General features: G+C 57.0%; 13 protein-coding genes. 9 read left to right on the top strand and 4 right to left on the bottom strand.

All coding sequences use genetic code 11. The annotated features are described in order from the left end of the window. The 3 genes from ACP15F_RS05540 (at window position 1) to ACP15F_RS05530 (ending at window position 4,061) form a co-directional block, all read left to right on the top strand. Window positions 1-888: a UTP--glucose-1-phosphate uridylyltransferase gene (locus ACP15F_RS05540; protein WP_424939827.1), complete on the top strand. Its 888-nt coding sequence runs from the start codon at window positions 1-3 to the stop codon at window positions 886-888. 104 nt (window positions 889-992) lie between these two features. Continuing rightward, a complete protein-coding gene (locus ACP15F_RS05535; protein WP_424939826.1) occupies window positions 993-1,490 on the top strand; it encodes an oxidoreductase in 498 nt (165 codons plus the stop codon). A 69-nt stretch (window positions 1,491-1,559) separates the two neighbouring features. Further along, the gene (locus ACP15F_RS05530; protein WP_424939825.1) at window positions 1,560-4,061 is read left to right on the top strand and encodes an ATP-binding protein; all 2,502 of its coding nucleotides are present in this window, start codon (window positions 1,560-1,562) and stop codon (window positions 4,059-4,061) included. A gap of 4 nt (window positions 4,062-4,065) precedes the next feature. Here the strand turns inward: ACP15F_RS05530 and ACP15F_RS05525 are convergent, their stop codons facing one another. Further along, on the bottom strand, window positions 4,066-5,259 hold the full coding sequence (locus ACP15F_RS05525) for a polysaccharide biosynthesis/export family protein (RefSeq protein WP_424939824.1): 1,194 nt from the start codon (window positions 5,257-5,259) through the stop codon (window positions 4,066-4,068). Between the two features lie 194 nt (window positions 5,260-5,453). Here ACP15F_RS05525 and ACP15F_RS05520 point away from each other — a divergent pair, with 194 nt between their 5' ends. From ACP15F_RS05520 to ACP15F_RS05505, 4 genes are read left to right on the top strand one after another with little or no spacing between them, the layout of a single operon-like run. Further along, window positions 5,454-6,689 carry an oligosaccharide flippase family protein gene (locus ACP15F_RS05520; protein ID WP_424939823.1) on the top strand — a complete coding sequence of 412 codons (1,236 nt, stop codon included), beginning with the start codon at window positions 5,454-5,456 and terminating at the stop codon, window positions 6,687-6,689. 3 nt (window positions 6,690-6,692) lie between these two features. Further along, a complete protein-coding gene (locus ACP15F_RS05515) occupies window positions 6,693-7,613 on the top strand; it encodes a glycosyltransferase family 2 protein (RefSeq protein WP_424939822.1) in 921 nt (306 codons plus the stop codon). An 11-nt stretch (window positions 7,614-7,624) separates the two neighbouring features. Beyond that, complete coding sequence (locus tag ACP15F_RS05510; protein ID WP_424939821.1) at window positions 7,625-8,620, top strand: glycosyltransferase family 2 protein; 996 nt, start codon at window positions 7,625-7,627, stop codon at window positions 8,618-8,620. After that, window positions 8,620-9,651 carry a glycosyltransferase gene (locus ACP15F_RS05505; protein ID WP_424939820.1) on the top strand — a complete coding sequence of 344 codons (1,032 nt, stop codon included), beginning with the start codon at window positions 8,620-8,622 and terminating at the stop codon, window positions 9,649-9,651. Before ACP15F_RS05510 ends, ACP15F_RS05505 begins: the two co-directional genes overlap by 1 nt. A gap of 666 nt (window positions 9,652-10,317) precedes the next feature. Here ACP15F_RS05505 and ACP15F_RS05500 read toward each other — a convergent pair. Continuing rightward, window positions 10,318-10,731 carry a VOC family protein gene (locus ACP15F_RS05500; protein ID WP_424939819.1) on the bottom strand — a complete coding sequence of 138 codons (414 nt, stop codon included), beginning with the start codon at window positions 10,729-10,731 and terminating at the stop codon, window positions 10,318-10,320. A gap of 180 nt (window positions 10,732-10,911) precedes the next feature. On the opposite strand from ACP15F_RS05500, the gene ACP15F_RS05495 reads away from it, so the two are divergent. Beyond that, window positions 10,912-12,204 (top strand): O-acetylhomoserine aminocarboxypropyltransferase/cysteine synthase family protein, encoded by a 1,293-nt coding sequence (locus tag ACP15F_RS05495; RefSeq protein ID WP_424939818.1) that lies wholly within the window; start codon window positions 10,912-10,914, stop codon window positions 12,202-12,204. A 74-nt stretch (window positions 12,205-12,278) separates the two neighbouring features. On the opposite strand, the gene ACP15F_RS05490 is transcribed toward ACP15F_RS05495, so the two are convergent. Next, window positions 12,279-12,971, bottom strand: a complete 693-nt coding sequence (locus ACP15F_RS05490) for an SIMPL domain-containing protein (RefSeq protein WP_424939817.1) — start codon at window positions 12,969-12,971, stop codon at window positions 12,279-12,281. 175 nt (window positions 12,972-13,146) lie between these two features. Between ACP15F_RS05490 and ACP15F_RS05485 the strand changes: the two genes are divergently transcribed. Beyond that, window positions 13,147-15,921 carry a hypothetical protein gene (locus tag ACP15F_RS05485; RefSeq protein WP_424939816.1) on the top strand — a complete coding sequence of 925 codons (2,775 nt, stop codon included), beginning with the start codon at window positions 13,147-13,149 and terminating at the stop codon, window positions 15,919-15,921. Window positions 15,922-16,013: 92 nt separating this feature from the next. On the opposite strand, the gene cobT is transcribed toward ACP15F_RS05485, so the two are convergent. Beyond that, window positions 16,014-17,033, bottom strand: a complete 1,020-nt coding sequence (gene cobT / locus ACP15F_RS05480; RefSeq protein ID WP_424939815.1) for a nicotinate-nucleotide--dimethylbenzimidazole phosphoribosyltransferase — start codon at window positions 17,031-17,033, stop codon at window positions 16,014-16,016. Window position 17,034: the final 1 nt, after the last annotated feature.

Raw genomic sequence — 17,034 nt, 5'->3', positions numbered from 1 at the left:
ATGACGCATGTACGTAAAGCCGTTTTCCCAATCGCAGGTATGGGCACCCGCTTTCTTCCAGCAACCAAATCAGTCCCTAAGGAAATGCTTCCGTTGGTCGACAAGCCATTGATCCAATACGCGCTGGATGAAGCGCGTGAAGCTGGGATCGAAGAGTTTATCTTTGTCACAGCGGCCGGCAAAGGCGCATTGGAAGATTACTTTGACACCGCCCGCGCGCTGGAACAGCAGTTGCGCGACAACGGCAAGACCTCGGCACTGGAAGCATTGGAGCAAACCAACCTTCCAGAAGGCAGCCTGTCATTTGTGCGCCAGAAGCACCCGCGCGGCCTTGGCCACGCCGTAAGCTTGGCCCACCGCCTTGTGGGAAATGAACCTTTCGCAGTGCTTTTGCCGGATGATGTGATCTCTGCCCCTAAGGGCGCGCTGAGCCAAATGGTCGACGCACATGCGCAAACCGGTGGCCATATGGTTGCAACAATGCGAGTCGCACCGGATCAAACTGGATCCTACGGTGTGATCGACCCAGAGGCATCGGTCGGGCGGATCATCAAAGCGCGCGGCATGGTCGAAAAACCCTGCCCGGAAGAGGCACCCTCAACCCAAGCCGTTGTCGGCCGTTACATCCTCGAACCTTCGATCTTCGATCGCCTCGCACATATCAATCCTGGTGTTGGTGGCGAATTGCAGCTGACTGACGCGATCTGCGCCGACGTCGGCACGACCCCAGTGGCGGGCTATCAGTTTGATGGGGAACGATTTGATTGCGGCTCGGTTCAAGGCTTCGTGCAAGCCACAGCTGCCTTCGCCCTCGCCCGTACAGATTTAGAACTTGAGCTTAGCGAATTCCTTTCAGGCCGTATTAAATCCCATCCCCTCGCAGCCTGAAAGGATATAGCGACCTACCCGATCGGGTAGGTCGCTATCCTGAATAGAGGATTACATTGAAAACTCGTGTTTCCTATTGTGACTGCAGTGAATAGGAGATTCCGATGCTTTCAAGATTTCTGGCCATTTTGGCTTTTGCTTTTGTCACACCACTCACGGCGCTCGCCACCGACTTTAAAGCACCAGAAGGTGACGTACTACTGACGATCACACACAGCGGCAACGGCGGCCAGACAATCGAACTTGACCTTGCCGGACTGGAAGCATTGGGACTAACCACCATTGAAACTTCGACCATTTGGACCGAAGGCAAACAGGTTTTTGAAGGCGTAGAACTGGCCGCACTCACCAAGGCTCTCGACATTTCGTCGGGAACCATCAGTGCTGTTGCGTTAAACGACTACGCCGTCGAAATTCCTGTTAGTGATGCCGTTGAAGGTGGACCCATTCTCGCGATCAAGCGCAATTCCGTTCCCATGTCCGTACGCGATAAAGGCCCAGTTTGGGTCATCTACCCTTATGATTCTTCTGCGAAATACAGAACTGAGGTCGTATACTCGCGCAGTATATGGCAGCTCGCGCGGATTGAATTTATGGAGTAACCAAGCTTGAATAGAAAGCCAACGAAGGTTGAAGTTATATTCTCACGTATAACGAATAGCAGTATCGGCATGTTGGGCCTGGCGTTTCTCGTCGGGCTTTCAACGTTTGCGATATCCGTTCTTACGATTGATGTCGCGCGCGATATTAAGCAGCTTAATTCGGCGGATTCTGACAACATCCAATGGTCGCTCACGCAAGCTGAGGTCGAGTTCTTGGAGTTCGAACGTGACGCCATATTAGCAAGTCAGAGCGACACACCAGATTATTCATTGATGCGTCGTGAGTTCGACATTTTCTATAGCCGCTTAGACACTTTGTCCCAATCAGGCATTTATGCAGATTTGAGGCGAGAAGCTGTCTTCGGAAGCAGCCTGTCGACGCTACGCGGCTTCCTAGACGAAACGATACCGTTCATCGATGGACCCGACGACAAGTTACAGGCAGAGCTTCCCCAGATTATCAAACGCGCTGAAGAGTTGCGGCCCATCGCGCGTACGCTTTCCAATTCCGGCCTTACATATTTTGCCAGCCTGTCTGACCAGAGGCGCCGTTCACTACTTATGACCTTAAGCGAGCTGGCCGTCGCAATTGGGTTGCTCACCTTGGCGCTTGTAACCTTGTCGCTGTTGTTGAACGCGCTGAACAAGCGCAATCGGCGCAACATGGTCACAGCGCGAAATTCGCAGGACCGGACCGAGACGATCATCAATACGTCTTTGGATGCCGTCATCGTTACCGATTTATCGGGGAAAGTGCTCGACTATAACGATGCGGCAGAAACGATCTTTGGTTACCCTCGCGATTTCGCTTTAGGCAAAGAGCTTGGGGAATTGATCGTGCCAGAGAAATTCCGTGACGCCCATACCGCCGGGATGGAACGCATGAGAAGATCAGGCGAGCGGCGCGTGGTTGGCCAAGGCCGTGTGCAGCTAGAGGGGATGCGTGCTGATGGAAGCTCGTTCCCGGTTGAATTAGCACTGCAAAGCGCGAGCACGGCAGAAGGTGAGATTTTCGTGGCCTTCCTACGTGATATTTCCGCGCGCATTGCAGCAGATGAAGAGCTGATCAAGGCCCGCGATAAAGCACTGGAAAGCGAGAAGGCAAAGACCAACTTTCTGGCGACCATGAGCCATGAAATTCGAACACCGCTGAACGGTCTCCTTGGCACCCTGACTTTGCTGCAAGACACCAAGCTAAGTGCCAAGCAATCGACTTATGTGTCGAACATGGAAAAATCCGGACGATTGCTGATGAACCACATCGCGGATGTATTGGATATCACCACCTATGACGCTGGCAAGCTCGAGGCCCGTCTCGGCCCGGTCAACCTAAGCACGCTGCTGGAGGATATCGTTAGCAGCCAATCCAGCGCTGCGATGGCGAATGGTTCCACCCTTGAATGGGGATGGATTGGCAATCCCGTCGAATGGATCGAAACTGATAAACGCAAGATCCAACATATCCTTGTGAACCTCGTGGGCAACGCCATCAAGTTCACCCATGATGGCCGCATCAGCATCGAATCTGAAGTAAGCGAAGATGCATCAGGCCAGAAAACCGCCCATCTGCGTGTCTCAGATTCCGGGTCCGGAATCGCGCCTGATATGCTTGATCATATTTTCGAAGATTTTGTGACTGGCGATGCGTCTTACAACCGCGATGTGGGTGGAACCGGGCTGGGCCTTGGCATCGTGAAGCGATTTGTTGAAGCACTTGGCGGAAGAGTTCAGGTCGAAAGCTCTGTCGGCACGGGTACGCAGTTCAGCGTGTCATTCCCGACCCGCATCGTAAATCGAACGATACGCACCACCGCAGATGAGGGCAAGCAGCAGAGCGCTCGGGCTTTGGATATCCTGTTGGTTGAAGACAATGAGATCAACCAGTTCGTCGCGCAGGAAATGCTGCAAAAAGCTGGCCATGAGGTCACGACAGCAGACAATGGAGAGATTGGAGTCGAGCTTGCGCATGCGCATTGCTTCGATCTGATTTTCATGGACATCAGCATGCCAGTAATGGACGGGCGTGAGGCCACACGAACCATTCGCGCCGGCAATGGTGCCTCGCATGCAGCACCAATTGTGGCACTAACGGCGAATGTTCTGCCCCAGGAGCATGAGGCCTTTTTGCTGGATGGCATGAACGATCTGGTCACCAAACCATTGAGCGCTGACGCCCTTGCCCAGATCACCAACAAGTGGGGTACAGTTGCCCCCGTGAAAACCAAGCCCGCCTCCAACAACCTTATATCGGGTGATCATTTCACCGAGATGCGCGATATGATTGGCCCCGAACAACACAAGAAGCTTTTCCAACGCGTATCCGGCGAACTGAAGGATTTCGTCGCTGCACATACAACTCCTGCCGAAGACGCCTTGCCCGAGTTGGCAAAAGCAGCCCACAAAATCGCGGGCGGCGCGGCCGCAATAGGTGCGTTGGACGTTGCAGACCGGCTGCGCTACATCGAGACCGCCGCAAAGTCGGGCGAACTTCCCACGGTTACTGGCGAAATCTCTGCTTTGCCTGAAGTTTGGTCGCGCACGATGAACGAGTTCAACGCACGCAACACCTAAGCGTTTAAAGCGTACCCAAGCTTAGCACCCCAACTACACGGCCAACTTCAGTGATGTTTGTCACGGAACTATCGTAACAAGCCAGAGCATCGCCGGGTAGAAGATAGGGATCGAAATCATCCCGCTCGGGCAGGCGCATGAGTTGTTCGATGTTGCGCTCAACAACCGCAGATACCTGCGTCTCGGGATTGCGCGAAAACAGAACAGCGGATCGATTGGCGCTGGTGGTCTTCGCGCCGCCAACGCAGTTCATATTGATTGCAGCCTGCAAGAAACGGGTTCCGTAAGGCACCTGTCGGATTTCTTTGCCATTTGCAGAAGGAGCGTTGCCGGTCGCCGGTTGGGTCAGGTTCGACACAAAAAGCGCAATGCCGGGTGGGCTGATCGGGCTTGGGCGCATCAGGTCTTCCTGGAAACAATTTCGACTGGGCACGCGAACCTCGTCGCCTGACAACAGCATAATGTCGACGTTGTTTCGGCCCTCGAACACGCCGCGCATGTCGATTTTGTAGACTGTGGAACCTCGCTCGACTTCGACTGCCGAGATGTCGGCATCCGGGCGGATCCCACCTGCAGCACGCAACGCCGCCGATAGGTTACGCCCCTCCGAAGAAGCACCCAGTGCGTCTTGTCGGCGACCGTCGACTTCATCCCCAGACACTTTGCCGATTTCTGTCGCATGGGGTTCAAACACCGCCCCCGAAACCCCAACGGTCACCGAGGCGAAGTCTTTCACCCGCACCGACACCTTTGGAAATTCCGTGAAGAAGTCACCAGCCTGAAGTTTAGACGCGATGTCGCGTTCAATCTCGGAGGTGGTGCGCCCTTGGGCGCGAACCGGGCTGAGAAACGGCAGTTTTAACGTGCCATCACGCGACACGACATAAGATCCGCCAAACGTGTCATCATCGCTGACGAAAATCTCAACCAGATCGTTTCGCGTCAGCCGCTCGCCAACCAAATTAATGGTACCTTTCCCCCCTGCTCCGCCGCGCAGAGGAAGGCATTTCTGTGCATTCATTGTCGATGAGTGCAAATAACCTTTCTCGGAGTCGGCAAGGGTTGGTGCGCGATATTGGGCTTGATAGGCGTCCCCCTGAAGAACCGGCTCAAGGTTGCCGGGGGTTTCAAGGCTGGCGCAATTTGCAAGTAATACAAGCGCGGTGCTGGCAGTCGTGATTTTCGCGGTGTTACTCATGTCGTTCTCTCAATAGCACTAACACCATCGGCTTAACCCAGCTACGCCGAAACCACCAAAGGTCGTTGGGACTAACATCCCTATCCACTTGGGTAGGTGTCAAGCCTTCCGCGTCCCGATACTGTCCAGGAGCGCCCAATACACCTCAGTTTTGTTTGGATAAAAACAGGTCATCAACGAAATGGATGACCCGAATGAACGCGACATCGCAAATCAACTCGCTAGCAAAGGGCCTGATGGCTTATGGCGCTTCGGAAGCTGCCGCCAAGGCTTCGCGGCTTTTGGTCGTCGTCGCTGTTGCGCGGTCGCTTGAACTGACAGAAATCGGAGTGGCCGCTGCAGCCATGGCGGCGGGCGACATCGTCAAATCCCTTACCGAAAACGGCGTGGGTCAAAAGATCATCTCGTCTCGCGACGATGCCTTGGATGTAACGTGCAATACTGCACATAAGATCTTCTGGGCATGGTGCCTTGGTCTGTTCACCTTACAGGCGGGCGTCGCCGGCTCGATCTTCTTGTTGGGAGGAAGCGCCACCCTGGCCGCGCTTATCCTGCTGCTGGCAGTTGAATATCTGTTTATGCCAGGTGGACTTGTTCAAGTCGCACTGGCGATGCGTGCGGGGAAGTTGCAACAGACCGCAGCGATTTCTGGGTCGCAAATCGTGGGCTCCAATATTGCTGCTGTCGCGCTTGCTCTTGTTTGGGCGAACCCTTTGGCGTTGATCCTGCCGCGTGTCATCTCTGCACCGTTCTGGCTGATCGCACAACGTCGTCTGCACCCATGGAAGGCCAACCGCGATGCGGGCTACGCTCCGATCCGTCCCTTCATTCAATTCGGCCGCGCCGTGCTTGGAACCGAAGTGACCAAAGCGCTGCGCCTGCAAGCTGACAAGGTGATCGTGGGCGCGCTGATGGGCGCCGAGACTTTGGGTCTGTATTTCATGGCATTCAACGCAGGCCTCAGCCTTGCGAACTCAGTTTCCGTCGCTCTAGCAACGGTGGTGTTCCCTCATCTCTGTAACGCTCAAGACAAAGCCAAGGCGCTGCGCCAAAGCATTTCCATGCCGCTTGTCGTGGTTGCGCCGATCGTGATGCTGCAAGCTGTTCTGGCACCGTACTACGTGCCCGTTCTATTTGGCGAAGGGTGGGATGACATCAGCTCCGTCGTTTCAATCCTCTGTCTTGTCGCGATCCCGACAACACTTTGGTCTGCAGCAGCTGGTTGGCTGCGTGTTCAGGACCGCCCTGAAGTCGAACTGTGGGTCACCCTCATCCTGACGGCCGCGCTTTTAGCCAATGCTGCAATGCTTGCGCCCTTCGGTCTGACATCGGTCGCGACTGGTTATGCCTTGGTGACAGCAACCGTCTTTTCAATCGCCTCAGCCCCAGCCGTTCTACTGGCATATGGGCCGGACAAAGCGAAAGCGTAACCCATGACCAAGTTTTCGATCATCGTTCCTTGCTTTAATGCCGAACAAACGATTTCCGCCACGCTGAAAGGCTTTCAGGCACAAACGCATGCGGACTGGGAAGCCATCATTGTTGATGATGGGTCTTCGGATGCGAGCTGTGATATCGTTCAGAAAATTGCCCGACGCGATGACCGGATAAAGCTGGTCTTCAACTTAGGCAAAGGACCGAGTGCTGCGCGCAATTACGGAGCTATGAATGTTGCCCGCAACGAGATCATAGCGTTTTGCGATGCGGATGACATCTGGACCGAGACAAAACTGGAAACGCTCGCAAACGCATTCTCCAATCCAAAAACTCATGGTGCTTTCGGACAGATTGCCTTTTTCAACGACACGCCAAGTGACGCGTCGGTGTATTCAACCGTACCCCAAGCCCAGCTGAGCATCGACATGCTGCTTGGTGAAAACCCCGTTTGCACCTGCTCCAACATCACCATGCGTCGAGATGCGTTTGTCGCCACGGGTGGTTTTTCAACCAAACTGGTCCACAACGAAGACCTCGATTGGCTTGTGCGAGCTGTCGGACAAGGCCTTCGCATTAAGGGTCTGCACCAGCTGCACACGTACTACCGCACCAGCCCGCGCGGTCTTTCGTCTGATCTGGCGGCGATGGAACGCTCGCGCCAAGAGGTATTGAAAACAGCCGCCAGTTTTGGCGCGATGCCTAGCGCCACAAGCAACGCGATCTACAATCGCTATCTTTCCCGTCGCGCCCTGCGCATGAGCGAAGATCGATTTCTGCCCCTACGTTTCGCCTTCGCGGGTATGAGGATTAGCCCCGCTGGCTTCTTTTCCTCGCCACGGCGCGGCGCGTTGACGCTGCTTGCCGCGCTCAGCGTTCCTGTTTTGCCGCGCCCGATTGCGCGCAGGCTTTTCACATAATGGAGAATGACATGACTTTCGCTTCTATCGTTGTTCCGGCCTACAACTCGGCCAAAACACTGCCCAAAACCATTGAGGCCTTGCTGGCGCAGACCTACGACACCTTCGAGATTGTAATCGTTGACGACGGTTCCACAGATGAAACCATCGAAATCTCGAACCGTTACGCCCAACGCGAAAATGTCCGGGTTGTGCACCAGCGCAATCGTGGCCTAGCGGGCGCACGCAACAGCGGCATCCACGCAGCGGCTGGCGCATTCATCGGGTTCTGCGATGCAGATGACATCTGGGCGCCGGAAAAGCTTGCGCGTCACGTGGCACATCTTCGTGCAAACCCGGGGGTTGGTCTGAGTTATTCCGGGTCAACTCTGATTGACAACGCAGGCAACCCCATTGGTCAGACCCAGACCCCAAAGCTTAACGGGGTCACACCATCGCATGTTTTCAAGCGCAATCCAATCGGCAATGGCTCGGCAGTTGTTGTGCGTCGCGAAGTCTTTGAAGACATCGCCTATCGCCCAAAGCACGAACGAGAACGCGATTGGTATTTCGACGAAACCTTCCGCCAGTCCGAAGATATCGAATGCTGGACCCGAATTGCCTTGACCACCGCTTGGGAATTTCAAGGGATCAAGGGCATACTGACACAGTATCGGATCAATCCTGATGGCCTGTCTGCATCGACCGAAAATCAGTTGCAGGCCTGGGAGCAAATGGTCACCAAACTGACCCCTTTGAACCCCGCTTTCTTTGAAAAACACGCACAAACTGCGCGTGCCTATCAGCAACGCTATCTCTGTCGCCGCGCGCTCAAGTCGCTCGACCTTTCGCGCGCGCGCCGACACGCTAAGGCTTGGATGCAAACCTCGTCACGCCCTTTGCTAGAAGAGCCCGTAAAATCAGCCTCGACTTTCTGCGCTCTTCACCTGCTGTCGCTGTTTGGCGCCCGCAACCTTCAACGCCTGTTCGCAATCGCTGCAAACACCAAACGCCAAGGATCCTTCTAATGTTCCGCAAGACCATCATTCACCTCTGCGACGATCAAACCAGCGGCGGCGTAACCCGCGTGTTAGAACATATTCAATCCTGCCCAATCATCCGCGCATCGGGTGATCGACATATCGTTAAATTCGTTAAGCGCGGATCAACCAAGATCGGTCGCTTGAATGCGGATGTTATCGTGTCCCACCTTTCTGTGTCGTGGCGTACTTTGCCGGGCCATGTTGTGTTGCGCGCTTTGAATCCAAACACGCCAATGATCCATGTCGAACACAGTTACACCGAAGCTTTTGTCGCCCGGAATGTTCTCCGCAAAGCGCGGTTTAACACTCTATTGCGCTCAGCTTATGCACTTTATGACAAGGTGGTTGCGGTCAGTTATGCGCAGGGACGTTGGCTGGCGACAGCTGGCCTTGTGCGTCCGTCGCAGCTTGGTGTGATACAATCCACTGTGTCCTATGATACCATGCGCGCCATCCCCGCCCCAAAGGGTGAAACGCGCGTCTTTGGTGCAATCGGACGTCTGGATCATCAAAAAGGGTTTGATACTCTGATCAGTGCATTCAAGAACGTGACCACCCCGAACGCAAAGCTACGGATCTATGGCACGGGCCCCGAGGAAGAAAACCTGAAACGGTTGGCCCAAGATGATCCGCGCATTTCATTCGAAGGCCACCACTCTGACGCTTGTAGGATCTATGGTGAAATCGACGCAGTCCTGATGCCTTCACGTTGGGAAGCTTACGGATTGGTCGCAGCCGAGGCCTTAACTGCAAAGCGGCCTGTATTGGCGCAAGCTGTTGACGGGCTCGTGGACCACGTTGAATTCGGAGCGCACCTTGTCAACTCTAGTGACATCGAAGCATGGACTGTTGCGATCGACACGGCTGCCCGAAAGAAAATAGCAATCGTGGCGACTTGCAACGTTACACAATCCCCCGAAAAAAACTTCGCCACTGCCTGGTCTAAGCTGGTCAAAGACCTGTGCGGTGAACTGGACACACCGTCACCGTTCAAACCGGTTCCGCTACGTTCATGAATGAGAAAGCTGCAATTAAGCACAAACGGATGATTGGGAATGCAGCCGAATACACCAAAAAGACCCCGGATTTCTGCGAGTTCAGTTTGAAACATAAACACAATTTCAGAAGGAGCCTGCTGTGAAATCTGATGGTGGCCAGGGCAGGCAATTTCCATCATCGGTTTGCCAGAACTGGGATCCTCTATGATATCCCAAAAGGCTGCTAGCCTTCGAACCAATACATGTGGGTTTGGCGCATCCCCGAAAAGTCAACTTTCAGACGAACACTTCCGTGGCTATCTATCCGCAGCAACGCACAGAAGAACACGGGTCTTATGCAGATTTACTGTCTGCTTTGTTTGACGAAAGATGAGAAACTGGCAAACGCAGCGAAGATCAGCTCTCCGGCCTTGCTGTTTTTTCTCTGCGGCGCAAAGCGTACAATGCGGTCGTTCGTTCTAGGCGAGGCTAGTGCGCCAAAGTCCCGCGTCTGAGTTGTCGGATCGGGCCGCGGCGAAAGTTCAATTTCGGTTCGAGCCAAATCGAAGCCCTCGAATGACTGCTTCGGTGACTTGCGCTGCACCGCAACAACAAACATTCTGCTCGGGCGAGAAAATGCTGCGCTAGCAATAGCCGCGTCAGCATAAGTCGGATTTGTCCCGCGTAGCGGACCAAAGACACTGACTACCCCGCAAACACCCCCTCCAAATTTCGAAACCCCTTCACTTCAATTGGGTTGCCTGACGGATCCCGAAAGAACATTGTCCATTGCTCGCCGGGTTCACCCTCAAAACGCACCGTCGGGGCGATGACCCAATCGGTGCCTTCTGCCTCCAACCGGTCCGCCAGCGCGCGCCAGTCGTCATAGGCCAGCACCACGCCGAAATGCGGCATGGCCACCATATGTGCGCCGACCTTGCCGGTATTCGCGGTTTCAAACGGTGCGCCCAGATGGAAGCTGAGTTGATGCCCGAAGAAGCTGTAATCGACCCACGTGTCGGTCGACCGGCCCTCGTCGCAGCCCAGCACTCCGCCGTAAAACGCGCGGGTTTCGGAAAGATCGGTCACGTTGATGGCAAGGTGGAAGGGCGTCAGCATGAAGGTCTCCGGAATGATTTCCCGCGCAGCTTAACAAAACTGGAACGAAGGACCAGCCCGCGCATAAAACGCGACAAGCCGTCTAAAGCGCAAAATTTCGCGGGTTAAGCGCTGCTGAGGCGTTGAAGACCGGCCCCCTTTCCCCTAGCCTTCCCGCGACCAAGAATGAGGGAGAGAACCATGTCCGACGAGCGCCCACTAAGCTTTGACACGCTGCAAATTCACGCAGGCACTGAACCTGATCCGGCCACCGGCGCCCGTCAGGTGCCGATCTACCAGACCACCGCTTACGTTTTCCAAGACGCGGATCACGCCGCGCGGCTCTTCAACCTCGAGGAAGTCGGCTATATCTATTCGCGCCTGACCAACCCGACCGTTGGTGCACTTGCCAACCGGATCGTGGCACTTGAGGGCGGCGCTGGCGGCTTCTGCTGCTCGTCCGGTCACGCGGCGCAGATCATGGCGCTGTTCCCCCTGATGGGTCCGGGCCTGAACATCGTGGCGTCGAACAAGCTGTATGGTGGAACCGTCACCCAGTTCACCCAGACCTTCAAGCGCTTCGGCTGGGAAGCCAAGCTGGTGGATTTCGATGATCCGGCCGCCGTGGAAGCCGCCATCGACGACAACACCCGCGCCGTATTCTGTGAAAGCCTTGCCAACCCGGCAGGCGTCCCCACCGACATCCCGGCCATCGCTGCAATTTCCGATAAGGCGGGTGTGCCGCTGATCGTGGACAACACCTCTGCCACGCCCTATCTGATCAAGCCGATCGAAATGGGCGCAACCATCGTTGTGCACTCGACCACCAAATACCTGACCGGCAACGGCACAGTGACCGGTGGCTGTGTGGTCGATTCCGGCAAGTTCGACTGGATGGCCTCGGACAAGTTCCCGTCGTTCAGCCAGCCGGAACCGGCCTATCACGGTCTGACCTTTGGCGCGGCGCTTGGCCCAATGGCCTATACGTTCCACGGCATCGCCATCGGCCTGCGTGACCTTGGTATGACCATGAACCCACAGGGCGCACATTACACTCTGATGGGGATCGAGACGCTGTCACTGCGCATGCAGAAGCACGTCGAGAACGCTCAGCAAGTTGCCGAATGGCTCGAGGCTGACGACCGCATCGAAAGCGTCAGCTATGCTGGCCTGCCGTCGTCGCCCTATCACGACCGCGCCAAGGCGATCTCGCCCAAAGGTCCGGGTGCCCTGTTCACCGTGGGTGTGAAAGGCGGTTATGAGGCGTGCGTGAAGCTGGTCAACAACCTGAAACTGTTCAGCCATGTGGCCAACCTTGGCGACACACGATCGCTGATCATCCACTCGGCCTCGACCACGCACCGTCAGCTGAGCGAAGAACAGCAGGTCGCAGCGGGCGCTGCCCCCAACGTGGTCCGCATCTCGATCGGAACCGAGGATGCCGCCGACATCATCGCCGATTTGGATCAGGCGTTGGCAGCAGCGACGGCTTAAATCGCATCACATTACAAACAAAGAACCCCGTCTCGTTTGGCGGGGTTCTTTTTATTTCAGGACGTTAGCGTAGTTTACTCAACCAACTCGAACACCATCGTGACGCTGGAGCTGATGCCCATTTCACCTGCCGCAATGGGCATGTCCGCTGAAGCGCGTTCCATCGCCATCATGACCGGACGACCGGGGGCGTCACCGCCTTCTCGCATCATCAGGACGGACCCCAGTTTCAGTCCCGCGGCCTCGGCCAGAACGGTCGCGCGCTCCATCGCGTCTTTCACCGCCAATGTACGTGCCGAGTCTTCGGCGCCCGCGCGGTCTTTCACGTCAAACTGCAACCCGTGGATTTCATTCGCGCCGACCGAGGTCACAGCCGTCATGATCGCCCCAAGATTCGACAGGTCATGCGCTTTGACTGACAGGGTCGAGCTGGCGACGAATCCAATCAGCTCCGGCGCGCCGTTGCTTTTGCGGTTATAATCGTATTGCGGTGACAGATTCACCTGTGTGCTTTGAATGTCGCGCTCGACAACTCCGGCTTCAGTCAGTTTTTCCAGCATTCGGGCAATCGTCCCAGCAACCGCATCAAGCGCTTGTCCAGCATCGTCAGACCGCTCGCTAACGCCCAGACTGATCCGTGCCATGTCGGGCACGACTTGCGCCACACCTTGCCCGGTTACTGTCAGCTGAGGGGAGTTTGCCGTGTCGGCATAACCGATACCTGTTGCGGCAATGGAAATCGCGATAATGGATAAGAGTTTCCGCATCTTGTGCTCCTTTTTCGGACAGATTGCGCTGTCTTTCGCCATAGGCAAGCCCGCGACCACGCGCCCCCTTCCCTTGGGCAATTTCCTGCTGTAGTTTCAATCCGGTATTGAGCGGCTGCGAAAGCCGCAAAAGGTGTGCCTGATCGTAGGTGGTATTGAGAAGGACAGGGGCTGTATGAAACCAAGCTTTGCCATTGATCTCAATCACGATGGGATCGGCCTTGTCCACCGCGGCAAGGGCGGTTGGCAGCTTGTTGGCAAGGTGGCTTTGGATGATCCAGATCTTGGCGCAGCCCTTGCCACTTTGCGCGACACAGCGACTGCGCTTGGAACAGGTGCCCTGTCCACAAAGCTGATCGTGCCAGGATCACAGATACTGTTCACCTCGATGACAGCCCCCGGCCCTGACGAAATCACGCGCGAGGCGCGCATTCGCGAAGGGTTAGAGGGCTTGACCCCCTATCCGGTCGACGATCTGGTTTTTGACTGGCAATCAGACGGCAGCGAAGAGGCGATGGTACACGTTGCGGTCGTTGCCCGCGAAACGCTCGACGAGGCTTTGAGCTTTGCGGATGAACACGGGATGAACCCAGTGGGGCTCGTCGCACGCCCAAAAGGTGCCTTCTCGGGCGAGGTCTATTTCGGTTCGGTCGAAGGAAGTGGTGTGACGCTGGACCGCGAGTCGCGTCCAGTGCCGAAGCTTTTGGATGCCATGTCTCAGACAGCCGTATCCGAGACGCCCGAGGCATCCGCACCACAGACCCCCGTTGAGCCGCCTCTTGTCCTAGAACCTGCCGAAGAGGTCACACCAGCGGCCAGCGGCATTCCCGAGCTTGCCCCCTTCCCTCCGACGCCAGACGCACCTGCAGAGGCTGAGGACACTGCGCCAGAACCGCGCCCGGCGCCTGCCGCCAAGAAAGCTGAACCGACTAAGCCCGAAACGGAAGCGCCCACGCCCCCCCCCAAACCGGAGCCCGAGCCCGAGGAACCAGCAATTGGGTTCGCGTCAAGCCGCAACGCTGACGCGCCGTCGGATCCAGACCTGACCAAGGCAGAGGTTTCACCGCCACCTGCCCCGACGCCAGATCCTCTGCCGGCCGAACCGCGCCTGTCTTTCGGATTAGCTCCTGCCACGCCATCAACTGACGCTCCGGACACACCTGCGAGGACCATACCGAAAGCGCCGCCTGCCAAAGTGCATGTGCCGGTCACAGCACCGAGTGCTTTTGAAGAAGATCCCAAGCCGTCGCAGGCTTCGAGTGCCAAAGCTAAAGCAAAAGCCACGGCTGAGCGCAGCAAAGAAAGCCTGAGCAAAGCCGCCCGCAAAGGGGCCGCTGGACTGACAGTGGCCGCTGGTCGCGCCAGCGCGTTGGGACGGCAGGCTGCTAGCAAACTACCGTCGACCAAGCCAACTGCTAGGAAGAACCGGGAATCGGACCAGAAAACTGGGCGCACTGCAGCGTTAGCCGGCCAAGTCTTGCGCAAGGGACGGTCAAAATCTGATACTTCTGCCCCGGCGCCAGAAGTCACGCCCATCGCACCGCCTCCGGCAACCGAGGGCACCCCACCTACCGCCAGTCAGAAAGGCAGCTGGACGCGCGAGGCCGAAGCCCTAACAGTATTCGGCGCACGTCAGACCCAACAAGTAGGTGGTAAACCCCGCTTTCTGGCACTTTATCTTGTGTTGGGTCTTCTTCTTTTCCTGGCCATTCTGGTCATCTGGTCGATGCTGTTCCTGTCGGACACCACCGCGGCGCGCAACAGCAGCGAAATCGACCAATTCGAGGCCGCCATAACAACGGCACCGTCAGACACCCAAGATGATGTCCCCTTTGGGGCCGATAGCACCCTTGTCGATCCCGCGCTGGTCGAAGCGGACGAGGTTTTGAGCATTCAAACACCAGAACCTCTATCCGAAGAAGCCGCTCAGGCCCGTTATGCCGCAACTGGAATTTGGCAGCGAGCGCCTGCACCGCTGGAAACGGTCTCACCCGGACGTATCGACGATCTATATGTGGCCTCGATTGACCCTCGCACCATCGGGCATGACGCCGTGGCTTTGACTCCACTGCAAGCGGATCAGATGGGCGGTCCGATCCCCAACACCACCCCGCCACTGCCACTTGGTACAGTGTTCAATCTGGATGAACGCGGCTTTGTGGAAGCGACGCCCGAAGGCGCACTGACCCCTGAAGGCGCATTGGTGATTGCAGGCCGTCCCAATGTCATTCCAGCACCTGCTCCTCGGACTGAGCAGACGCAGGATGACACGATTGAAGATACTCCAGAAGACACAGAAACGACGACAACCGAGGTCGCTGAAAACACCCCGACTTTCCGCCCGCGCGCGCGCCCGGAAGGGTTGGTGGAAGGTAACGAACGTCTACTACTGGGGGGACGGACCCGGACGGAATTGGCACAACTGCGTCCACGTGGCCGACCCGAAGCCGTAACGGCGGCCGCGCAGGCGCATGCTCAGGCGCAGGCCGATGCCATCGCCGCCGCGCTAACCGGGGAAAATGCCGCGGCTGCGGGCATCGCTCCGACTGCACTGGCAGTCTCACGCTCGGCCTCGCCCAAAGCACGGCCCAAGAATTTCTCGCGTATCGTAGCACGCGCACGCCCGAACGGAGGGGCTTCGGATGGAAGCGTCGCCGTCGCGGCCGCATCCCCGCGCCAAACCACCACCCCGAAGATCCCCACGCGGGCCTCGGTCGCGAAACAGGCCACGATCAAGAATGCCATCAACCTGCGCAAGGTCAGCTTGATCGGCATCTACGGGTCGGCCTCATCGCGCCGCGCCTTGGTACGCCTACCCTCTGGGCGCTATGTCAAAGTTGGTGTAGGCAGTCGTCTGGACGGCGGTAAAGTAGTGTCGATATCGACCACCAAGCTGATCTATCAGAAAGGTGGCAGGACCCTGACGCTGGATGTTCTTCCTTTCGGATAAGGTGGGCTGACGCATTTAATCGCAACCCTGAAATGACAAAGGCCGAAGCGCATTACCGCTCCGGCCCTTTCTTCAAACAACACTCAAACGGTTTAGCCGTCCGAGACGCCAGCCTCGGCGAAAGTCGCCATGCCGGAATGGCAGGCGATAGCAGATTTCAGGATGTTGATCGCAACCCCTGCGCCCGAACCTTCACCAAGCCGCATCCCCAGCGACAACAGCGGTTCTTTGCCCAGACGGTCCAGCGCGTTAGCATGTGCCAACTCAGCCGAAACGTGACCGGCAACCGCGTGATCCAGCGACCCTGGCACGCTTTCCTGCAGACAGGCAGCGGCGGCGGTCGAGATGAACCCATCAAGGATCGCCGGAACGCCCAGCACGCGCGCGCGCGCCATGGCGCCGGCCATCGCGGCCACTTCGCGCCCACCCAGACAGCGCAACGCTTCCAGCCCATTCCCCGGGGCCGTGGGGTTTGCGGCCAAGCCCTCACGGATCACACGGGCTTTCAGGGCAAGGCCGTCGTCGTCAACACCGGTTCCGCGTCCGACCCAATCTTCGGCCTCGCCACCATAAAGCGCTAGGAACAGGGCGGCGGCTGAGGTCGTGTTACCGATCCCCATTTCGCCGGTCACCAGAAGGTCGGCACCCTCGCTGACTGCGTTCCAGCCGGTTAGAAGCGCCGATACAACTTCGTCCTCGCTCATAGCTGGGCCTTGGGTGAAATCCTGCGTAGGGCGATCCAATTCCAACGCGTGAACGTCCATCTGAGCTCCTGCCGCTTTGGACAGCTGATTGATCGCCGCTCCGCCATGCTGGAAGTTCAGAACCATCTGTTCAGTGACTTCCGCCGGGAAAGCTGACACGCCCTGTGCCGTCACCCCGTGATTGCCCGCGAACACAACGACCTGAGGTGCCTTCAGCTCAGGACGCCCATTGCCCTGCCAGCCCGCGACCCAGATCGCCAACTCTTCCAAGCGTCCCAGCGCGCCGGGGGGTTTGGTCAACTGGCCGTTACGCTCTTCTGCCGCTTGGATCGCCGACGCATCCGGGCCTTTCGCCGCCTCAAGCAGCGCCTTGAACTCGGCCAGGGTCGAGAATGGCTGTTGCGACATG

The organism is Aliiroseovarius sp. S253, from assembly GCF_049800855.1.
GTDB lineage: Bacteria > Pseudomonadota > Alphaproteobacteria > Rhodobacterales > Rhodobacteraceae > Aliiroseovarius.
The sequence above is the reverse complement of the archived record's forward strand: the minus strand, read 5'-3'. Positions and strand labels throughout refer to the sequence as shown.

Bases quoted from the DNA above. Each gene is read 5' to 3' on its own strand.
- ACP15F_RS05515 (WP_424939822.1), top strand. From the start codon at position 6,693: ATGACCAAGTTTTCGATCATCGTTCCTTGCTTTAATGCCGAACAAACG.
- ACP15F_RS05500 (WP_424939819.1), bottom strand. From the start codon at position 10,731: ATGCTGACGCCCTTCCACCTTGCCATCAACGTGACCGATCTTTCCGAA.
- ACP15F_RS05530 (WP_424939825.1), top strand. From the start codon at position 1,560: ATGTTGGGCCTGGCGTTTCTCGTCGGGCTTTCAACGTTTGCGATATCC.
- ACP15F_RS05510 (WP_424939821.1), top strand. From the start codon at position 7,625: ATGACTTTCGCTTCTATCGTTGTTCCGGCCTACAACTCGGCCAAAACA.
- ACP15F_RS05505 (WP_424939820.1), top strand. From the start codon at position 8,620: ATGTTCCGCAAGACCATCATTCACCTCTGCGACGATCAAACCAGCGGC.
- ACP15F_RS05520 (WP_424939823.1), top strand. From the start codon at position 5,454: ATGAACGCGACATCGCAAATCAACTCGCTAGCAAAGGGCCTGATGGCT.
- ACP15F_RS05525 (WP_424939824.1), bottom strand. From the start codon at position 5,259: ATGAGTAACACCGCGAAAATCACGACTGCCAGCACCGCGCTTGTATTA.
- cobT (WP_424939815.1), bottom strand. From the start codon at position 17,033: ATGTCGCAACAGCCATTCTCGACCCTGGCCGAGTTCAAGGCGCTGCTT.
- ACP15F_RS05495 (WP_424939818.1), top strand. From the start codon at position 10,912: ATGTCCGACGAGCGCCCACTAAGCTTTGACACGCTGCAAATTCACGCA.
- ACP15F_RS05540 (WP_424939827.1), top strand. From the start codon at position 1: ATGACGCATGTACGTAAAGCCGTTTTCCCAATCGCAGGTATGGGCACC.
- ACP15F_RS05485 (WP_424939816.1), top strand. From the start codon at position 13,147: ATGAAACCAAGCTTTGCCATTGATCTCAATCACGATGGGATCGGCCTT.
- ACP15F_RS05490 (WP_424939817.1), bottom strand. From the start codon at position 12,971: ATGCGGAAACTCTTATCCATTATCGCGATTTCCATTGCCGCAACAGGT.
- ACP15F_RS05535 (WP_424939826.1), top strand. From the start codon at position 993: ATGCTTTCAAGATTTCTGGCCATTTTGGCTTTTGCTTTTGTCACACCA.